The sequence below is a fragment of the Hymenobacter sp. 15J16-1T3B genome (assembly GCF_020711235.1).
GTDB lineage: Bacteria > Bacteroidota > Bacteroidia > Cytophagales > Hymenobacteraceae > Solirubrum.
The window spans coordinates 382,516-400,882 of the sequence record NZ_JAJFAV010000001.1; the positions used below are offsets into that span (position 1 = coordinate 382,516).

15 protein-coding genes are annotated in these 18,367 nt (G+C 64.8%); 5 read left to right on the forward strand and 10 right to left on the reverse strand.

What is annotated here, in order from left to right; genetic code table 11:
• Window positions 1-9: 9 nt before the first annotated feature.
• Window positions 10-531 (forward strand): DUF3592 domain-containing protein, encoded by a 522-nt coding sequence (locus tag LJ737_RS01625; RefSeq protein WP_227762366.1) that lies wholly within the window; start codon window positions 10-12, stop codon window positions 529-531.
• Between the two features lie 51 nt (window positions 532-582).
• Here LJ737_RS01625 and asnS read toward each other — a convergent pair whose 3' ends face one another.
• Window positions 583-1,977 carry an asparagine--tRNA ligase gene (gene asnS / locus LJ737_RS01630; protein WP_227762374.1) on the reverse strand — a complete coding sequence of 465 codons (1,395 nt, stop codon included), beginning with the start codon at window positions 1,975-1,977 and terminating at the stop codon, window positions 583-585.
• 466 nt (window positions 1,978-2,443) lie between these two features.
• Here asnS and rpoN point away from each other — a divergent pair, with 466 nt between their 5' ends.
• The gene (rpoN, locus tag LJ737_RS01635) at window positions 2,444-4,021 is read left to right on the forward strand and encodes an RNA polymerase factor sigma-54 (protein ID WP_227762376.1); all 1,578 of its coding nucleotides are present in this window, start codon (window positions 2,444-2,446) and stop codon (window positions 4,019-4,021) included.
• Between the two features lie 84 nt (window positions 4,022-4,105).
• Window positions 4,106-4,726: a hypothetical protein gene (locus LJ737_RS01640; protein ID WP_227762378.1), complete on the forward strand. Its 621-nt coding sequence runs from the start codon at window positions 4,106-4,108 to the stop codon at window positions 4,724-4,726.
• A gap of 176 nt (window positions 4,727-4,902) precedes the next feature.
• Here the strand turns inward: LJ737_RS01640 and LJ737_RS01645 are convergent, their stop codons facing one another.
• Window positions 4,903-6,300, reverse strand: a complete 1,398-nt coding sequence (locus LJ737_RS01645; RefSeq protein WP_227762379.1) for an FAD-dependent oxidoreductase — start codon at window positions 6,298-6,300, stop codon at window positions 4,903-4,905.
• A 570-nt stretch (window positions 6,301-6,870) separates the two neighbouring features.
• On the opposite strand from LJ737_RS01645, the gene LJ737_RS01650 reads away from it, so the two are divergent.
• The gene (locus tag LJ737_RS01650) at window positions 6,871-9,504 is read left to right on the forward strand and encodes a TonB-dependent receptor (protein WP_227762381.1); all 2,634 of its coding nucleotides are present in this window, start codon (window positions 6,871-6,873) and stop codon (window positions 9,502-9,504) included.
• 110 nt (window positions 9,505-9,614) lie between these two features.
• Here the strand turns inward: LJ737_RS01650 and LJ737_RS01655 are convergent, their stop codons facing one another.
• From LJ737_RS01655 to LJ737_RS01680, 6 genes are all read right to left on the reverse strand, one after another.
• Window positions 9,615-10,217: an alpha-ketoglutarate-dependent dioxygenase AlkB family protein gene (locus tag LJ737_RS01655; protein WP_227762382.1), complete on the reverse strand. Its 603-nt coding sequence runs from the start codon at window positions 10,215-10,217 to the stop codon at window positions 9,615-9,617.
• 4 nt (window positions 10,218-10,221) lie between these two features.
• Complete coding sequence (locus LJ737_RS01660; protein ID WP_227762384.1) at window positions 10,222-10,866, reverse strand: hypothetical protein; 645 nt, start codon at window positions 10,864-10,866, stop codon at window positions 10,222-10,224.
• A 92-nt stretch (window positions 10,867-10,958) separates the two neighbouring features.
• Window positions 10,959-12,260 (reverse strand): kynureninase, encoded by a 1,302-nt coding sequence (gene kynU / locus LJ737_RS01665; protein WP_227762386.1) that lies wholly within the window; start codon window positions 12,258-12,260, stop codon window positions 10,959-10,961.
• 52 nt (window positions 12,261-12,312) lie between these two features.
• On the reverse strand, window positions 12,313-13,335 hold the full coding sequence (locus LJ737_RS01670) for an amidohydrolase family protein (protein WP_227762388.1): 1,023 nt from the start codon (window positions 13,333-13,335) through the stop codon (window positions 12,313-12,315).
• Between the two features lie 65 nt (window positions 13,336-13,400).
• On the reverse strand, window positions 13,401-14,687 hold the full coding sequence (locus tag LJ737_RS01675; protein WP_227762390.1) for a glycosyltransferase family protein: 1,287 nt from the start codon (window positions 14,685-14,687) through the stop codon (window positions 13,401-13,403).
• A gap of 104 nt (window positions 14,688-14,791) precedes the next feature.
• The gene (locus LJ737_RS01680; RefSeq protein WP_227762392.1) at window positions 14,792-15,319 is read right to left on the reverse strand and encodes a 3-hydroxyanthranilate 3,4-dioxygenase; all 528 of its coding nucleotides are present in this window, start codon (window positions 15,317-15,319) and stop codon (window positions 14,792-14,794) included.
• A gap of 225 nt (window positions 15,320-15,544) precedes the next feature.
• Here LJ737_RS01680 and LJ737_RS01685 point away from each other — a divergent pair, with 225 nt between their 5' ends.
• Window positions 15,545-16,336 (forward strand): SDR family oxidoreductase, encoded by a 792-nt coding sequence (locus LJ737_RS01685; protein WP_227762394.1) that lies wholly within the window; start codon window positions 15,545-15,547, stop codon window positions 16,334-16,336.
• A 96-nt stretch (window positions 16,337-16,432) separates the two neighbouring features.
• Here the strand turns inward: LJ737_RS01685 and LJ737_RS01690 are convergent, their stop codons facing one another.
• Together LJ737_RS01690 and LJ737_RS01695 are read right to left on the reverse strand one after the other, a co-directional pair.
• Window positions 16,433-17,755 carry a hypothetical protein gene (locus LJ737_RS01690; protein ID WP_227762396.1) on the reverse strand — a complete coding sequence of 441 codons (1,323 nt, stop codon included), beginning with the start codon at window positions 17,753-17,755 and terminating at the stop codon, window positions 16,433-16,435.
• A gap of 49 nt (window positions 17,756-17,804) precedes the next feature.
• Window positions 17,805-18,332: a hypothetical protein gene (locus tag LJ737_RS01695; RefSeq protein WP_227762398.1), complete on the reverse strand. Its 528-nt coding sequence runs from the start codon at window positions 18,330-18,332 to the stop codon at window positions 17,805-17,807.
• Window positions 18,333-18,367 lie beyond the last annotated feature (35 nt).

Below are 18,367 nucleotides of genomic sequence, written 5' to 3' on the forward strand. Positions count from 1 at the left end.
CTTTGGCAGATGCCCTCCCGCCCCGCTCCTGCTGCCGCCGGCCGCCCCCACGCGGCGCACTACATTGCCTCCGGCGTGGCCGCGGTGTGTTGCGTGGTGCTGCTAGGCTTGGCGGCGCGGGAGGCGCGAGGTGTGCTCGCGCGGCGCACGGAGGGCGTTGCGCTGATCGGTACGGTCACGCAGCGGCGCGTGCCATCGGCCGCCGGCAAACGTTCCGCGAAGGCCGGCCCCTCCAGCATCGAATACACCGTCGCGGCCAGCTACCAGGGCCGCGCTGTGCAGGTGGTCAACCGCTTCCGCCACTCCTCGGCGGCGTACCGCGTGGGCGAGAACGTGCCCATCATATATGTACCGAATCAGCCCGAGCACAGTCGCCTGGCTACCACGACCGAGCAATACGGGCAGCTCCTGCAGCTGACGGGCTTTGGGCTGTTGAGCGGCTTTGCGGCGGGGCTACTGTGGCTGCGCAAGCGCACGGCCGAGGCGTTGTTTCGTGGCCGGCCCCAGTTGCCGCCGGATGCTACTCCATAAAAAAAGGCCCGTTGTCGTGGACAACGGGCCTTTTTACTTGCTGACAATGGCTTAAAACTCCGCGTTTTTGGGGAAGCGCGGGAAGGGAATCACGTCGCGGATGTTGGTCATGCCGGTCACGAACAGCACCAGGCGCTCGAAGCCCAGGCCGAAGCCCGAGTGCGGGGCCGTGCCGAAGCGGCGGGTGTCGAGGTACCACCACAGCTCTTCGGCGGGCACGTGCATTTCCTGCATGCGCTGCTCCAGCTTCTCCAGGCTTTCCTCGCGCTGCGAGCCGCCGATGATTTCGCCGATGCCGGGGAAGAGCACGTCCATGGCGCGCACGGTGCGGCCGTCCTCGTCGAGCTTCATGTAGAAGGCCTTGATGTCCTTCGGGTAGTTCGTCAGGATGACCGGCTTCTTGAAGTGCTTTTCCACCAAGTACCGCTCGTGCTCAGACTGCAGGTCGGTGCCCCAATCCACCGGGAATTCAAACTTCTGCTTGGCCGTCTTCAGGATGTCCACCGCCTCGGTGTAGGTCAGGCGCTGGAAGTCGTTGTCGACCACGAAGTGCAGACGGGTCAGCAGTTCCTTGTCGTAGAGGTCGTTGAGGAACTGCAGATCGGCCGGGCACTTCTCCAGGGCGTAGCGCACGAGGTACTTGAGGAAGTCCTCGGCCAAGTCCATGTTGTCTTCCAGCTCGTAGAAGGCCATTTCCGGCTCGATCATCCAGAACTCGGCCAGGTGACGGGCCGTGTTGCTGTTCTCGGCGCGGAAGGTGGGGCCGAAGGTGTACACTTGGCCCAGGGCCATAGCGGCCAACTCGCCCTCCAGTTGCCCCGATACCGTCAGGTTCGTGGGCTTGCCGAAGAAGTCCTCCTTGTAGTCCACCTTGCCGTCCTCGCTCAGCGGCGGGTTCTGGTCGGGTAGGGTGGTCACGCGAAACATCTGCCCGGCGCCCTCGGCGTCGGAGCCGGTGATGATGGGCGTGTGCACGTAGAAGAAGCCGCGGTCGTTGAAGTACTGGTGCACGGCAAAGGCCAGCGCGTGGCGCAGGCGCAGCACCGCCCCGAAGGTGTTGGTGCGGGGGCGTAGGTGGGCAATTTCGCGCAGGAACTCCAGCGAGTGGCCTTTTTTCTGCAGCGGGTAGGTTTCGGGGTCGGCTTTGCCGAGCACCTCAATGCTCGTGGCCTGGATTTCTACCGACTGGCCCTTGCCCTGCGAGGCGACGAGCTTGCCCGTCACGGCCACGCAGGCGCCGGTGGCCACGTCCTTCAGCGTTTCTTCCGGAAACTTCTCAGCGTCGGCGACTACCTGCAGATTATTAATCGTCGAGCCGTCGTTGACGGCAATAAACTGCACGTATTTGTTGCCGCGGCGGGTACGAACCCAGCCTTTTACGAGCACCTCGCGGTCCAGCTCCTGGCTGGTCAGCAGTGCCTCTACGCTTGATCTTCTGACGGACATCGTCTTAGAAATGAAGTTGAGCCGGCAAAAATACGCGCCTTGTCCGTCATTCCTGCTTTATCCGTTCGTCATTCCGGGCGCAGCTGAGGAATCCGCGGGCTGAGGTGGGCCCGTCAAGTCAAGCGAAGTGGAGTCGAAGCATCTCTACTGCGTTGTTGACACTACGCTCGGACGTCCGCCCGCGAGACGCCTCGACTGCGCTCGACGCAACGGGCTAATATCAGCTGAGTAGCTCCGTTGTCCGTTTGCCTTTCCAAGAAGCAGCGCAATACTTTGACCGTCCCGGCGCGTAGCACCCAGCCCGAAAAACCATAGCACTAAGCCGGGAGCGACGCGGCGGCGCCCACTTATCGTGCCAAGTGCGCAGCCGGCATCAACCTTTCCGCCCCAAGTGAAGTACACTGTAGATTATCTTTGGCAGGGCTGCGCCTGCTAATTTCGGCGTCCCGCACCGCTTACCTCAGCCATGCAAAGACTGGACATGAAGCAGCTTCTCTCGCAGAAGCTGTCCCCCCAACAGATACAGTTCATCAAGCTCCTCCAGATACCAACGGCGGAGCTGGAAATGCGCATCAAGGAAGAGCTGGAGATGAATCCGGCCCTGGAAGAAGGCGACGCTGAGGAGGCCGACTTGGCCGATGACGACGCGGACGACGAATTCGGCGACGACGCGGACGACACCGCCGACGAGCCCAGCGAAGGTGAGGAGTACGACAACCAAGAAAACATCCTCGACGAGGACTTCGACGAGACGCCCGAGCCCGAAATCGAGCTGCCCAAGGACGAGGACACCAGCGAAGCCAAGGAATCCGACGACCTGGACATCGACGACTACCTCAACGACGACGAAATAGCCGGCTACAAGATGCAGGGCGACAACGGCGGCGACGAGGAAGAGCGCGACATGCCCCTGGCCGACACGTCCTCCACGCTCACCGACTCCTTGTTCGAGCAGCTGCGTTTCATGGACCTCGACGAGAAGAAGGAGGCCATCGGACGGCAGCTCATCGGCTCCATCGACGCCGACGGCTACATCCGCCGCGACCTGGGCGCCATCGTCAACGACCTCGCGTTTTCGCAGAACATCGACGCCACGGAGGAGGAAATCGAGCAGGTGCTGCGCCTGATCCAAACCTTCGACCCGCCCGGCATCGGCGCCCGCGACCTGCGCGAGTGCCTGCTGCTGCAGCTGGACCGCCGCCCCCACGACGACACCGTGGACCACGCCCAGCACATCCTGATGGACACGTTCGACGAGTTCACCAAGAAGCACTACCAGCGCATTCAGCAGAAGCTGGACCTGGAAGACGACGAGCTCAAGGAAGCCATCAGCCTGATTCTCAAGCTAAACCCCAAGCCCGGCGGCTCGGGCCCCACGGGCGGCGGCCGGGTGCAGTACATCATCCCCGACTTCATCCTCACCAACGACAATGGCGACCTGAACCTGACCCTGAACGCGCGCAACGCCCCCGACCTGCGGGTGAGCCGCGACTACCAAGAAATGTTTCAGGCCTACGACAAGGGCGCCAAGAAAGACAAGAAGCTCAAGGAAGCCGTAACCTTCGTCAAGCAGAAGCTCGACGCGGCCAAGTGGTTTATCGACGCCATCAAGCAGCGCCAGAACACCCTGCTGCGCACCATGGACGCCATCGTGCGCTACCAGCGGGAGTTTTTCCTCGAGGGCGACGAGAGCAAACTGCGCCCGATGATTCTGAAGGACATTGCCACCGAAATCGGCATGGACATTAGCACCGTCTCGCGCGTGGCCAATTCCAAGGCCGTGCAGACGGAATTCGGCATTTACCCGCTCAAGTACTTCTTCTCCGAAGGCATTGCCACCGACTCAGGCGAGGACGCCTCGAGCCGGGAGGTAAAGCACATCCTGAAGGAAATCATCGAAGCCGAGGACAAGCGCCGCCCGCTCTCCGACGACAAGCTGGAAAAGATGCTCAACACCCGCGGCTACAACATTGCCCGGCGCACCGTGGCCAAGTACCGCGAGCAGCTGAACATCCCGGTAGCCCGCTTACGCAAGGAGCTGTAAGCAAGCCGCGTACGCAAAAGCGAAGCAGGCAGAATTGGTGGTTTGCCGCCGTTCCGCCTTCTTCGCTTTTCTATTTCCGCCGATTTGAAAGACCGTTTGGCTTACGGCCTGTCCGTAGTGCTGCACCCCTTGCTGGTGCCCTCGTATTTGGTGCTGTTGCTCGGCTACGGCTGGCCCAGCCGGCTGCCCGTCCGGGGCTTGGCGCCGGTGCCCGCCGGCCTGCTGATGCTGGCGTGGCTGCTCAGCTTCTGGCTGCCGGCCCTGCTCATCGGCCTGATGGCCCGCGTCGGCCTCATCAGCTCCGTCGAGCTGCCCGACCGGCGCCAACGCACCGTGCCGCTGCTGACGGCCGCGGGCGGATTTGGCGCGGCGGCCGTGCTGCTGGCCAGCGTTGCCCCGCAGGCCGGGTTGCTTAGCCGCTTGTTTGCCGGCATCACCGTATCGGTTCTGCTCACCACGCTCATCACGCGCCGGTGGAAAATCAGCGCACACGGCGTGGGCATGGGCGGGGCCGTGGGACTGGGCCTGTGGCTGCTGACGGCACCCGGCGGGGGCCGCCCCGCCTCGTACACCCTGCTGGCCGCCTTGCTGCTGGCCACGGCCGTGGGCTGGGCGCGGCTGCGGCTGCGCGCCCACACCCGTGCCCAAGTCCTGGCCGGACTGGGGCTGGGCGTGGTGACCGGCCTGCTTTTCTGCGCGCTCTAACTTTTCCGAATCCGTCGGCTGCCGCAGCTGCGCAACGGCGCCGGGCTGCTCACAGGGCTGCCAACGGAAAACCCGGCTTCCGACAGCGCAGCACCTACGCCGCGTGGCCAGGTACCGCGGCGCCGAGGCCGGGTTTCACGTGCGCGCTGCTACGCGGCTCGGGAGGTCAGTGGGGCCTAGCTTACCCGGATCAACTCCTTTTCCACCAGTTCTTGTACCTCGGGCCGGTCGTAGTCGGCCTCGGTTTCGATGTGCTGCATCAGGCGCGCCATGATGGCGTCTTGGCGCTGGCCGTTGGCCCAGGCTTCGGCGTAGGGCCGGTGCGAAAAGGTAACCTGCGAGTATAGCGAAGTCCACTGGTCCGGGTACTGCGCCGATATTTTGCTCTCGATTTTCTTTTGCAGCAGGAAGCGCGGGTCGGCCACCTTGTCGCGCATTTCCACGAAGTTGTACACGGCCAAGTCGGCTACGGCGTCGGCGTTGGGCTTGCGCAGCTGCTGAAACTCGCGGAACACCGCCTGCCAGTCGGGGCCGTGGCGCTCCATCAGCTCGTCGAGCACGGTGCAGTCCTCGAAGCCGGCGTTCATGCCCTGCCCGTAGAACGGCACGATGGCGTGGGCCGCGTCGCCGAGCAGCAGCGCCTCGTCGCCAAGCGACCAGGGAAAGCACTTCACCGTGACCAGCGAGGAGGTTGGGTTGTGGAAGAAGTCATCGGTTAGCTCGGGCATTAGCGGCAGCGCATCGGGGAATACCCGCCCGAAAAAGGCCGTCACGTCCGCCGGCGTCTGCAGCGAGGCAAACGAGTCTTCGCCTTCGAAGGGGAAAAACAGCGTGCAGGTAAACGTGCCGTCGAGATTGGGCAGCGCAATCATCATGTAGCTGCCGCGCGGCCAGATGTGCAGCGCGTGCTTTTCTAGGGCCCAGCCGCCATCAGGGGCCGCCGCAATGGTCAGCTCCTTATAGCCGTATTCGAGGTAGGACTGCGAGTAGTCGAACCGTTCGGTTTTTTGCAGGGCGCTGCGCACGGCCGAAAACGCGCCGTCGGTGCCGAACAGGTGGTGGTAGGCCAAGTGCTGCTCCTGCCCGGTTGCTATGTCGCGCAGGTGCAGCTGCCGCTGGCGCAGGTTCACGTCGAGGCACTGCTGCCCGAAGAAGAGGCGTACGTTGGGTTGGTCTTCGGCCAGTTCCAGCAGGCGGCGGTTCAGCCCGCCCCGCGACACCGAGTAAATGCCTTGCCCGGGCTTGCCGTAGGGTTGCTGGCTGAGGTTGCCGTGCACGTCGTGCATCACCCGGCCGTACATCGGAATGGCCACTTCGCGCACCGCCTCGGCAATGCCCACGCCCTCCAACGCCCGCCAGCCGCGGTCCGACAACGCCAGGTTGATGGAGCGGCCGGAGTCGGCGCCGGCCCGGCGCGGGTCGGGACGCCGCTCGTACACATCTACCTGAAAGCCGCGCTTGGCGAGGTACAGCGCCAGTAAAGAGCCGACCAAGCCGGCGCCCGTTACGGTCAGGTGGTTGGCTGCGGGAGCAGATTCGGATTGCAGGGACGTGGAAGCAGAAAAACTAGTCATACGAGGAGTGGGTGGGCCGAAAGTAAGGCATTCCGCTTATACGCAGCTGTTTCAGCTCAACCATTGTTGTGTTGAATTCTTAGATTTTTCTCAGGAAATACACAAGTATTATTGACTTAGTACAGTTGGCTACGTAAGATTGTCTACCTTACCATTAATTCCTGCTTTAGTACCAACACACCCGCCCCAACATGATAGTAACTGCTCTACCCGCTCCTAGCCTGCCGGCGCTGCCGCCCGAAGTCCAATTAGCGCCCACGGCAAGCGGTTTGATTACCACGCCCGAGGCCCCGTTAACCCCTCATACAGATCAGGAACAGGCGCCCTTCCAGATCGGCGATTTTACCCTGGGTGATATCGACTGCCCTAGCCTGACCGGCCACCCTGACATCCGTTATTAATTCCGCAACTATTTACGAAAAGGCCGTTTTTTAACACAATGACAACAATCAGGTAGTATTTTATCAATCAAGTCATTATAAATCCGGGAAGAAAGCAGAAATTTGTAGGCATGCCGCCTATGTCCGGAACATATGGGCGGCATTTCTTTTCTCTTTTTTCTTCTTTTTTATGCGGCAACTGTACCCTGGCCTACTGGCATTGGGCAGCGCTGTGCTGGCCCTGCCAGCCCTAGCGCAATCGGAAGCCGGCGTGGGTGGTGTCGTGCGCAATGATGCTGGTCAACCCATTCCCGGCGCTACGGTATTTATAAAAGGCACCCTTATCGGCACTGGCACCAACCGGGAGGGTCAATTCTCGCTGCCGGCCGACTTCAGCGACGGGCCGGTGGTGATTTCCGTGTCGTTTGTGGGCTACGAAACCCGCGAGCTGGCGCTGAGCAAGCCTACGCCCGACGTGGTGGTGACGCTCAACGACGCGGTGACGTTGAACGAAGTGGTGGTGGCGGCTTCCCGCGTGGAGGAAGCCCTGCAGCAAGCCCCGGTGACGGTGGAAAAAGTGGGTGCCGCCCAGGTGCAGCGCCTACCTCCGCCCGACGTGTTGGCCGGCCTGAACCAGTTCAAGGGCATCGACGTGAACTCGTCCAGCATGGTGATGAGCAGCCTAAGCACCCGCGGTTTCAACTCCCCCAAGTCGGAGCGCGTGATTCAGCTGGTGGACTACTTCGACACCCAGTCGCCCTCCCTCAACATCAACTCCGGCAACCTCACCGGCATCCCGGAACTGGACATTGCCAGCATCGAGGTGATTCACGGGCCGGCCTCGGCCCTGTACGGCGCCAACGCCTTCAACGGCGTGGTGCTGCTCAACTCCAAGGACCCGTTTGTGACCGAGGGCTTCTCGGCGCGGGTGCGCGGCGGGCAGCGCAGCTACTTCGACGGGCAGGTGCGCTACGCCCACACCATCGGCAAGCGCTTCGCCTTCAAAGTGGTGGGCAGCTACCTCACGGCCGACGACTGGCTGGCCTCGAATTACAGCGCGGCCAGCACCCGCGTGACGCCAAACAACAACGCCGCCGGCTCGCCCCAGGGCTACGACGCGGTGAACCGCTACGGCGACGTGTCGAACACGTTTAACCCGGCGCAGCAGTTTCCGGGTGGCACCGCCACCGAGCTGTACGGCAAGACGGTGTTCATGCCCGGCTTCACGGAGCAGACCCTGATAGCCGGCGACGACAAGGCCAAGGCCTTCAAGGTGGTACCGACGATTTCGTACCTGCTGACCGACAAGCTGAAGGCCACCGTAGCGGCCAGCATCAACCGCGGCACGGCTACCTACCAGAGCTCCAGCCGCTACCGCCTACGCGACTTCGGCACCAACCAGTACCGCGGCGAACTGCGCGGGGAGCGGTGGTTTTTGCGCGGCTCCTCCACCCAGGACTTCGGCAACAACTCCTACGACCTCGGCTTCCTAGGCTCGTTTATCCAGAACTCGCCGGTAGCTGCGGGCGCGCCCGCGACCTATGCCCAGCAGTTCTTCGGCACGTACAACAACGCCTTCAAGCAAGCGCGCAACGGCGGCGCGACGGTGGACCAGGCCCTGGCCACCGCTCAATCGGTAGCCAACGCTACCCAGCTCGACCCCAGCAGCGCCCGGTTTGGGGAACTGCGCTCGGCCATCATCAAAGACAGCCGCCCGGGCCTGGGCGCACGCCTGAATCCCAGCTCTTTGCTCAACGAGGGCAACGCGCAATACGACTTCCGCTTCGGCGAGTCGACCAGCCTGATCGTGGGCGCTTCGTACCGCAAGTTCCGCCTGGGCTCGAACGGGGAGTTTTTCTCCGACGACAACCAGCGCATCCAGAACCACGAGGTGGGCGGCTACACCCAGCTCACCCACCAGCTGCTCGACGACCGGCTGAAGCTGGCCCTGGCCGTGCGCGTCGACGGGTTCAAGAACTTCGACCCGGCCGTGTCGCCGCGGGCCTCGGCGGTGTACTCGCTGGGCGCCAACCGCCAGCACAGCTTCCGCGCCAGCTACGGCCGCGCCTTCCGCTCCCCCACCCAGCTCGACCAGTACGTGCGCCTCGACGTGGGCCCGGTGCTGCTGCTCGGCAACGTGGGCAGCGGCTTCGACGGGCTGACCCTGCCTTCGGGCACGACGCCGTCCTCGCCTATTCACGTGGACCCGCTGCAGCTGGAGCGCCTGAGCACCTACGAAGTGGGCTACCGCGGTACGCTCAGCAACAAGCTGTACATCGACCTGAACTACTACCGCAGCCAGTACAACGACTTCATCGGGGCGCAGCGCTTCCTGGGCAACCCCAACGGCACGGCCACGGCCCCGCTGCGGGTGCTGCAGGTGTGGACCAACGCCGACCAGGAGGTGCACACCCAGGGTGGCTCGGCCGGCGTGAACTACAACGTGGCCAAGCCCTTGACCCTGAGCGCCAACTACAGCCTGAACGTGCTGGACCGCTCGCGCATCAAGGACGCCAACTTCCAGACCTTCTTCAACACGCCCAAGCACAAGTACAACGTGGGCGCCAGCGGCACGGCTGGGCAGCTGAGCTACTCCGCCAACTACCGCTGGGCGCAGGGCCACCTCTACGAAACGCCGTTTGCGGTGGGTGAGCTGAGCAACTACAGCTCCCTCGACGCCTACGTGGGCTACACCATCCCGCGCCTGGCCACCACGGTGCAGGCCGGCGGCGCCAACCTGTTGAACAGCAACAACGTGCAGGTGTACGGTGGCCCCAACATCGGGCGGCTGGCTTACCTGGGCCTGCTGGTCGATATCAAGTAATCGGGCGGCAACGGACTGACGCACCGTTGTTACTTCGCTCCCATTCGTACGAAAGGCCCGCTGCCTGATGCAGCGGGCCTTTTTTATGCAAGCATCGCGCTTCCGGCCGATTACCCGCTGCCAACCACGTTGCGAAACGTCAGGTTCAGGCGCGGGCCCACGGCCTGGGCAGTTTTGGGCACGGCGTGCTGCCAGTAGCGCTGCGTGGGGCCCAGCATCAGCAGCAGGCTGCCCGCGCCCAGCTCTAGGCCGACGGGGGCGTGGGCGGGGCCGTGGCCCGGCCGCGGACGCAGCCGGAACCGGCGCGTAGCGCCCAGGCTGAGGGAGGCAATGACGGGTGTGGGCCCCAGCTCGGGCTCGTCGTCAGCGTGCCAGCCCATGCTGTCCTGCCCGCCGCGGTAGAGGTTAAGCAGCACGCTGTTGAACCGAGCACCAGTGGCCACTTCCACCCGTTCGCGCAGGGCTTGCAAAGCTGGCGTCCAGGGCTCGGGCTGCATCAACAGGCCGGAGTAGCGGTAACGAGCCCCGGCGTCACCGTGCCAGGCCGTGAGGCGGGGCTGCATGACCTGCTTGCCGAAGAGCGTGATGGGCTCGTGGCGCCAGTGGACGGTGGCCGTCAGCTCCTGCAGCAGTGCGGCGGCTTCGGCCGGGGCGAGAAAGTGCGCGTCGAGGCGCACATCGGCCTGGGGCAGGGGCAGCGCGGCGAGGGGCATAGGCTTATTTCAGCCCCGGCATGGGCACGCCCATCGACTGCGCCAGCATCATCAGCAGCATCACCACGGCGAAGGTGATGATGAGCGGGGGCAACCAGCTGCGTGGCTGGTATGCCCGGGCGCCGATGAAGTAGGGCCAGAGCACAAAGACGTAAATGAGCGCGGCCGCGATGTTGCTGCACAGGCCGACCACGTTGGGATTGAGGCCCAGGTTGAAGAGCAGCCACAGGTGGGCCGACAGCATCAGGATGGACAGGGCCATGAGCAAGGCGGCGCCACCGTAGCGGCGCAGGCGCAGCAGGTTCATCAGCATCAGCACCGCCCCGACGGGGTACGACAGCACCACCGAGAGCACCGCGATGGTGCCGGGCGAGTAGAGGGCGGGGGCGTCGTCGGGGGCAGCGGCTTCTTCGGGTTCCTCGGCCCGTGCCCAGGACGGCGCCGCGGGCGGGGCCGCCGCCGCGGCCTGCCGGGCAGCCGCCTCCAGTTCGGGGCGCAGCGCGGCCGCGTCGGGCACGACGTGGCCGCGCCGCTCCAATTCCGTCAGGGCCGCCAGCACGGCGTCTTCGCGGTATTCGGCGCGACGGTCCAGGTAGCGTTGCAGCTCCGCGTCGGGTTTGCCGGCCATTTTGGCCGCGTAATCTTCCATTCCAGTCAAGCAAGCAGGGCCGTTGGCCGGAACCAGCCCCTTGGCCGGCCCGGCGGCCCAATCAACAGCATACGAGAAACCGCGGCGGGCGGCTATTGGTTGGCGGCGGGAGTCAGCAGCACGGCGCTCCACGCGGCCACGGCCTGCCCGATGCGCCACACGTCCAAGAAGGAATTGTAGAGCGGCACCGGGGCGAGGCGGATGACGTTGGGCTCGCGCCAGTCGGCCATGATGCCGCGCTCGGCCAAGAAGTCAAACAGCGCCCGGCCCTGCCGGTGCACCAGCACGGACAGCTGGCAGCCGCGCTGGGCGGGGTCCCGGGGAGTGATGATTTCGAGCACTTCGGCCGGCAGCCCGGCCTCGCGCAGCACAAATTCCAGGTAGCCCGTCAGCTGCTCGCTCTTCTGGCGCAGCGCGGTCATGCCCCCGGCTTCGTCCACCAGGGCCAGGGCGGCGCGGTGAATGGCCATGGGGAAAATCTGGGCGTTGGAGAGCTGCCAGCCGGCGGCGCCGGGCATGGGCCGGAAGCCCTTTTTCATCTGAAAGCGCTCCGACACGTCGTGGCCCCACCAGCCGGCGAGGCGCGGCAGGTCGGGGCGGTCGGCAAACCGCTCGTGCACGAACACGCCGCTGGTGCCCCCGGGGCCGGAGTTGAGGTACTTGTAGGTGCACCAGCAGGCAAAGTCCACGTCCCAGTCGTGCAGCTGCAGCTGCAGGTTGCCGGCGGCGTGGGCCAAATCGAAGCCCACGGTGGCCCCTACGGCGTGGCCGGCGCGGGTAATGGCCGGCATGTCAAAGGCCTGACCGGTGTAGTAGTTGACGCCGCCGAGGATGACCAGGGCCAGCTCCTCACCCAACTCCTGGATGCGGGCTTCGATGTCCTGGGTGCGCAGGGTATGCTCGCCGGGGCGCGGCGTCAGCTCCACGATGGCGTCGTCGGGCTGGTAGCCGTGCAGCTTCACCTGGCTTTCCAGCGCGTACTGGTCCGAGGGAAACGCGCCGCCTTCCATCAGCACCTTGTAGCGGCGGCCTTGGGGGCGGTAGAAGGAAATCAGCAGCAGGTGCAGGTTGACGGTGAGGTTGTTCATCACCACCACTTCCACGGGCTGGGCGCCCACGAGGCGGGCCGAGGCTTCGGTCAGCGTTTCGTGGTAGTGCATCCAGCACGAGGGCTCCCGGAAGTGGCCTTCCACGGCGTGCTCCTGCCAGCTCTGAAACTCGGCTTCGACGGCGGCGCGGGCGGCTTTGGGCTGCAGGCCCAGGGAGTTGCCGCAGCAGTACACGGCTTCGGCGCCGTCGGGGGCCAGCGGGATGTGGAACCGCTCACGGAACGGGCGCAGCGCGTCCTGCGCGTCGAGCTGCTGGGCAAAGTCGGGGGTATTCTGAAACGTCATCGAAGGCAAGGAAAAGGGCTGGGTGGGCACGGGGCGAAGGTACGCAGCGGGCTCAGACCAGCTGCCGCCGAAACTGCTCCACCGACACGCCCATCCAGTCCAGGGCGTTCTGGCCGAGCATGCGGGCTTTCATTTCGTCGGAATAAGGCATGCTGCGGATGAGCTGCCCGGGCTCCAGTTCGCCGAGCGGGAAGGGGTAGTCGGTGCCGAGCGTGATTTTGTCGGCGCCGAGGGTTTTCACCAGGTAGTCGAGCATGAGCGGGTCGTGCACCAAGGAGTCGACCCAGAACCGGCCCAGGTACTCGCGCGGGTTCACCGGGTTGTCGATGGCGCAGAGGTCGGGGCGCACCTGGAAGCCGTGCTCAATGCGGCCGATGGTGCTGGCGAAGGTGCCGCCGCCGTGGGCCACGGCCACGCGCAGCCGCGGCAGGCGCTCCAGCACCCCACCGAAGATGAGCGAGCAGAGTGCCAGGGTGCTTTCGGCGGGCATGCCCACCAGCCAGGGCAGCCAGTACTTGGGCATTTTCTGCTGGGCCATCATGTCCCAGGGGTGCACGAACACGGCCGCGCCCAGTTCCTCGGCCGCCGCAAACACTTCGAACAGCTCCGGGGCGTCGAGGTTCCAGTCGTTCACGTGCGAGCCGATCTGCACGCCGATGAGGCCCAGCTCCTTCACGCAGCGCTCCAGCTCCTTCACGGCCAGGTCGGGCGCCTGCATGGGGATGGTGCCCAGGCCGGCGAAGCGGTCGGGGTAGTCGGCCACCACGCCGGCAATGTGGTCGTTGAGCAGCTTGCTCAGGTCCAGCGCGTCGTGGGGCTTGGCCCAGTAGCTGAACATGACGGGCACCGTGCTCAGCACCTGCACATCCACGCCGAAGTGCCCGCACTCGTGCAGGCGCACGGCGGGGTCCCAGCAGTTGTCCTGGATTTCGCGGAAGAACTTGTCGTCCTGCATCATGCGGGCGCAGCAGGGCTTGTGGTGCTCCAGCCGGATAAAGCCGCCGTAGCCGTACCGCTCGCGCAGATCGGGCCACTGTTTGGGCAGGATGTGGGTGTGGATGTCGACGGTCAGCACGGGGCGGGGTGGGGAGCGGAGGGCCGTGGGTGCGGCGGGTGGAGGGAAAAGAAAGCCGCCGCAGCTTAGAGCTTGCGGCGGAAAAAGTTACGAAAATACATGTCGGCCGTCATGCCGTCCCAGTGCAGCACACTGGCCGCGTACTGCCAGCTCTGCCAGATGTTGAGCAGGATAAAGGCCACAATCACCGTGCGCAGGGCTACGCGCAGGCGGGCGTGGGCCAGCAGGCTGGCCAGCGGCAAGGCCAGCACCGGGTAGAGGCTGACCAGCGGCCGGGCGCTGAAGCTGCCGCCGTAGGACCAGGTGCGCCAGCTGAAGGTCACGTACACGGCCACCGGAATCATCACGAGGGCGGGCAGCCAGGCGGCGGGCACGTCGCGGCGCAGCCACCAGAGGCCGCCGAGGCTAAGCAGGGCCAGCGGGGTGTAGAGCCACCAGCCCTTGCGGAAGCTCACCAGCCCGTCGATGAGGTGGGGGTGCAGGAAGTCGAACTTCTCGCCCGTGTACGAATACACAATCCAGTGCCCGCTGACGGCGTGCCAGAACAGCGTCTGCAGGCTGACCACGGCCAGCAGCAGCGCGGCCGCCAGCAAGATCTGCCCGCGCCGCTGCCACCACCACTGGGCCCGCTGGCGCAGGGCCGGCGCGGCCAGGCTCAGGCCCCAGGTCAGCGGCAAGAGCCCGTACATGGCCTCGGACGGCCGGGTGAGAATGGCCAGGCCCAAAAACAGGCCGATGCCGGCGGCAAACGGGGCCCGGCCGGTGTCGTACCAGCGCACCGAGCAGTACAGCAGAGCGGCCTGCCAGAGGAAGAGCACCGCGTGGGCCATGTTGGCCTCGTAGCTGGCGTAGCAAAACAGGTTGGTGCCCAGCCCGATACCCGCCAGCGTCCAGGCCACGGTGCCGTCCTCGTAGTAGCGGCGCAGCAGCTTGCGCAAAATCCAGAGGCCGAGGATGCCGTGAAACAGCCCGGCAATCATGATGATCTGCTGGTAGGGCCGGCTGAAGCCGTCGGCCTTATACTTGTCGCTGCTGCGGGCCCAGGCGTGGGCGCCCAGAAACCAGGGCATGTCGGCCAGCGCCTTGCCCAGGGTGTACTTGCTCATGTAGCGCTTGCCCGGCAGCGGCTTCAGGCCGATTTCCGCCGGCTCGGCGGTGGGGCGGTAGAGGGGGCGCAGCTTCAGCAGGGAGTCGGGGCGGCCCAGGTCGCCGTAGATAAAGGCCGAGGGCAGGTACACGTAGTAGCCGCCGGGGTCGGAGTCGAGCACTTCCATGCCCTTCCAGCGCTTGTCCTGAAACATGGCCAGGGTCAGCAGGGCCGCTGCCAGCCAGAATACAACTCTAGATTTCATTAACGACGGGCCACTGAACGGATTCCCGCGCACAAAGAAAGCCGGTTGGCGCGCACTACCCATGCGCGCCAACCGGCTTGCTCCAGAAATCGGACTTCGCGGCGCTACTGCACCGGCGCGGGCGGCTGCATCACCGTGCCGCAGTTCTTGCAGGTGCGGCGCTCCTCGTTTTGCCAGAAATTGCCCATGATGACGGGCAGTTGCTTTACGATATCGGTGACTTCGGCAAATTCCTCGTGGAGCTTGGTGCCGCAGTTTTCGCAGTACCACTGAAAGCCGTCCAACTCGCCGGGCTTGCGGTAGCGCTCCACCACCAGCCCCACGGTGCCGGCCGGGCGCTGCGGGGAGTGGGGCACGCCCGCGGGCAGCAGAAATATCTCGCCGGCGCGGATGGGCAAATCCACCGGCTTGCCGTCCTCGATGATTTTCAGGGTCATGTCGCCTTCGAGCTGGAAGAAAAACTCCTCGCTGTCGTCGACGTGGTAGTCCTTGCGGGCGTTGGGGCCGCCCACCACCATCACGATGAAGTCGTCGTTGCCTTTGAACACCTGTTGGTTGCCGACGGGCGGCTTGAGCAAGTGGCGGTGTTCGTCAATCCACTGCTGGAAGTTGAAGGGACGCGTGACAGGCATAAGGGGGTGACAGGTAACACGTGGCAGGCGCCGCGTGGTGGGTGGATGGGTGGGGCCGAAAGCTACCCGTTTGAAATCAAGCGCGGGTAGCCGGTGCCAAGGTAGAAACTGCCGGCGGAACCGTCGGCCTTTTCCGGCGCCCGGGCTTCAGTCGTTGCCCCAGCCCCTGCCTTACCCCACTTGTCACCTGTCCCGTGTTACCGGTCACCTAATTACCTTGCGGCCATGCTTACCGACCAACTCACCGACCGCCGCGCCGTGGTGTGCGGCAGCACCCAGGGCATTGGGCGGGCCGCCGCCGAGGCCCTGGCCGCCCGCGGCGCCCACGTCACCCTGATTGCCCGCAACGAAGACGCTCTGCGCGAAGTAGCCGCCGCCCTGCCCGCCGCGCACGGCCAGCAGCACGACTACCTCGTGGCCGACTTTGCGCGCCCCGCCGAGCTAGCCGAGCGCCTGGCCGAGTACGTGGCGAACAAGCCCGCCGCCCACATCCTAGTCAACAACACCGGCGGCCCGGCCGGCGGCCCCTTGCTCGGGGCTTCCATTGATGATCTGCGGGCCGCCTTCGAGCAGCACGTCGTCTGCAACCACCTGCTGGCCCAGGCCCTGGTGCCGGGCATGAAAGCGTCCGGCTACGGGCGCATCATCAATGTCATCAGCACCTCGGTGAAGCAGCCGCTGCCCAACCTGGGCGTGTCGAACACCACGCGCGGGGCGGTGGCCAGCTGGGCCAAAACCCTGGCCAATGAGCTGGGGCCCTCGGGCATCACCGTCAACAACGTGCTGCCCGGCGCCACGCTCACCCAGCGCCACCACAGCCTCGTGGCAGCGCGCTCGGCCAGCACCGGCACGCCCGTGGCGGAGCTGGAAGCCCAGATGCAGCGGCTGATTCCGGCCGGGCGTTTCGGCGAAGCCGAGGAAGTAGCCGCGGCCATTGCCTTTTTGGCTTCGCCGCTGGCCGGCTACGTCAACGGCATCAACCTGCCCGTCGACGGCGGGCGCACCAGCAGCCTGTAGCCGCCCGCACCACGAACAAAGCCGCAGGGGGCGCCCGGAATTCCGGGCGCCCCCTGCGGCTTTCAGCTAGCACTGGGCAACTTTCCGCGGCTGGGCCTAGGCGTGGTCCACGGCGGCGGGTTCCATTACCGAGCGCGTGCCAATCACCAGGATGAGGAACAAGGAGATGAACAGCACCAGCGAGGTGAGGTAGGTGTAGGGAATCTGCAGGAAGGCGTAGAACGTAGCCAGGTACCACTTCAGGCTGATGAGGCTGAGCAGGCGGTAATCGATGCGGTGGCGCAGCCACCAGTACAGCGCCCCCGAAACCAGCAGCACGCCGCCGCCGCACATGAGCAGCAGGCGCTGCAGCAGGTCGATTTTTTCCTGAATGGTGCCCGAGCTGTGCCGGAGCAGAATGCCGGCAAACCCCACCCCGTTGAACAGGTGGTATTCGCGCGTCCACTCCCCCACCGTGGCAATGCGGTACTCGCGCAGGGCGTGGGTGAAGATGGTCCAGTCCTTCGAGAGGAAGGGCCACACGTACACGACCACGACGCCCAGCAGCGTGAGCAGCGCCACCTTGATGGCGTGGCTGCGGCCGGCGCTAAACCACAGAATCAGCCCGTACAGCGGCACCCACAGCACCACCGAGTACCGCGAGGTGAGGCAGACCGTAAGGCCCACGGCCTGCCACAGCACCGAACGCGTGAGCACGCCCGCCGCCAAAATGCAGTAGTAGGCAATGATAGTGGTTTCGATGGTGTGGGCGTAGATGGACGGGTCTTTGTAGAGAATCCAGCACAGCAGCGCCGCCGGCAGCACCGACTTCAGCAGCAGTTGCCCCCAGCTTTGGTGCTGGCGGATGAGCACCCACTGGTAAGCCCCAAACCCGAGCACCAGCAGCAGCATCAGCCCCATCCAGCGGTAGTCGGCGCCAATGTGCTCGGCCACCACGTAGGGCAGCCACTGCATGGGCAAGTGGTTGGGGAAGAGCGGGTAGCTGAAGTAGATGTACTTGTAGACCGTCTCGCCCGCCCGGAAACGGCTGACGTACGTCTCCAGAATCGGAATTACGTCCGAGGCGTTGATGTCGATGGGCGTGGCGGCAATGACCGGCCCCTGGAAGCTGGCCGCCGCGAGGCCGCCCAGCAGCAGCACCGTCAGCACCACGTCGTAGCGGCGGCCCGAGGGCTCGGCGGTCGTGGGCGCGCCGGTGGGCCGGTGCAGAAAGTAGAGCAGGGTGAAGGCGCACAGCGCCACCGACGCCAGGTAGAACGCCACCGGGCTCTTCATCGGCCCGAAATAGTTGCGCAGGTCGGTAAACAGGCGCACCTCCAGCCAGCACGCCAGGTAGGCCGCTACCTGCCACACGCGGTACAGCGGCACGCTAACCGCCCCCAGCGTAAGGCGCCGGGGGCTTTGTAGATCAACAGCCAATACGGTAAAAAGAGAAGGCCGCAGCCAGGGGCTGCGGCCAGTGAAGAGGTTACTCCAGGGCCGTGAGCTTGAGGTCGTCGATGTAGACGGGCTCGGAAGCGGCGCCGCGCCACAGGAATACTTTCAGGATGTAATCCGACTGCACCGAAGCGGGGAACACAATTTCTTTGCTCACTTTCACCCACTTCTTGAAGTCCTTCACCTCGCTGAGCTCGATACCGTCGCCCACCACGTTCTGCGCGTTTTCTCCGGGAGGCACTACCACCAAGCCCAGTTTGCCGGCGCTCTGGGCGCTGTTCAGGTAGGCCCAGGCTTCGAGCTTCACCCCGCGCGGCTTGCGCGCCGTCACGTTGCCGAGTACGGTGTTGTAGGTCAGGCTGAATTCGTGCGACGGATCCACCTTCAGAGCGTAGGCGCCCGAGTGCGCGTGGTCCTTGGAGATGGTGCTAGCATCGGGTACCCAGCCAACAACCGACTCAAAGTCGTTGCTCATGATGGCATCGGAGGAAGCCGCTTCTTTGTCGGAGGAGCAGGCAGCCAGTACCGACAGAGCCAAAAAAGGTAATATCTTCTTCATGAAGTGTAAAGTGAGTCCTATTAATCGCGCAAAAC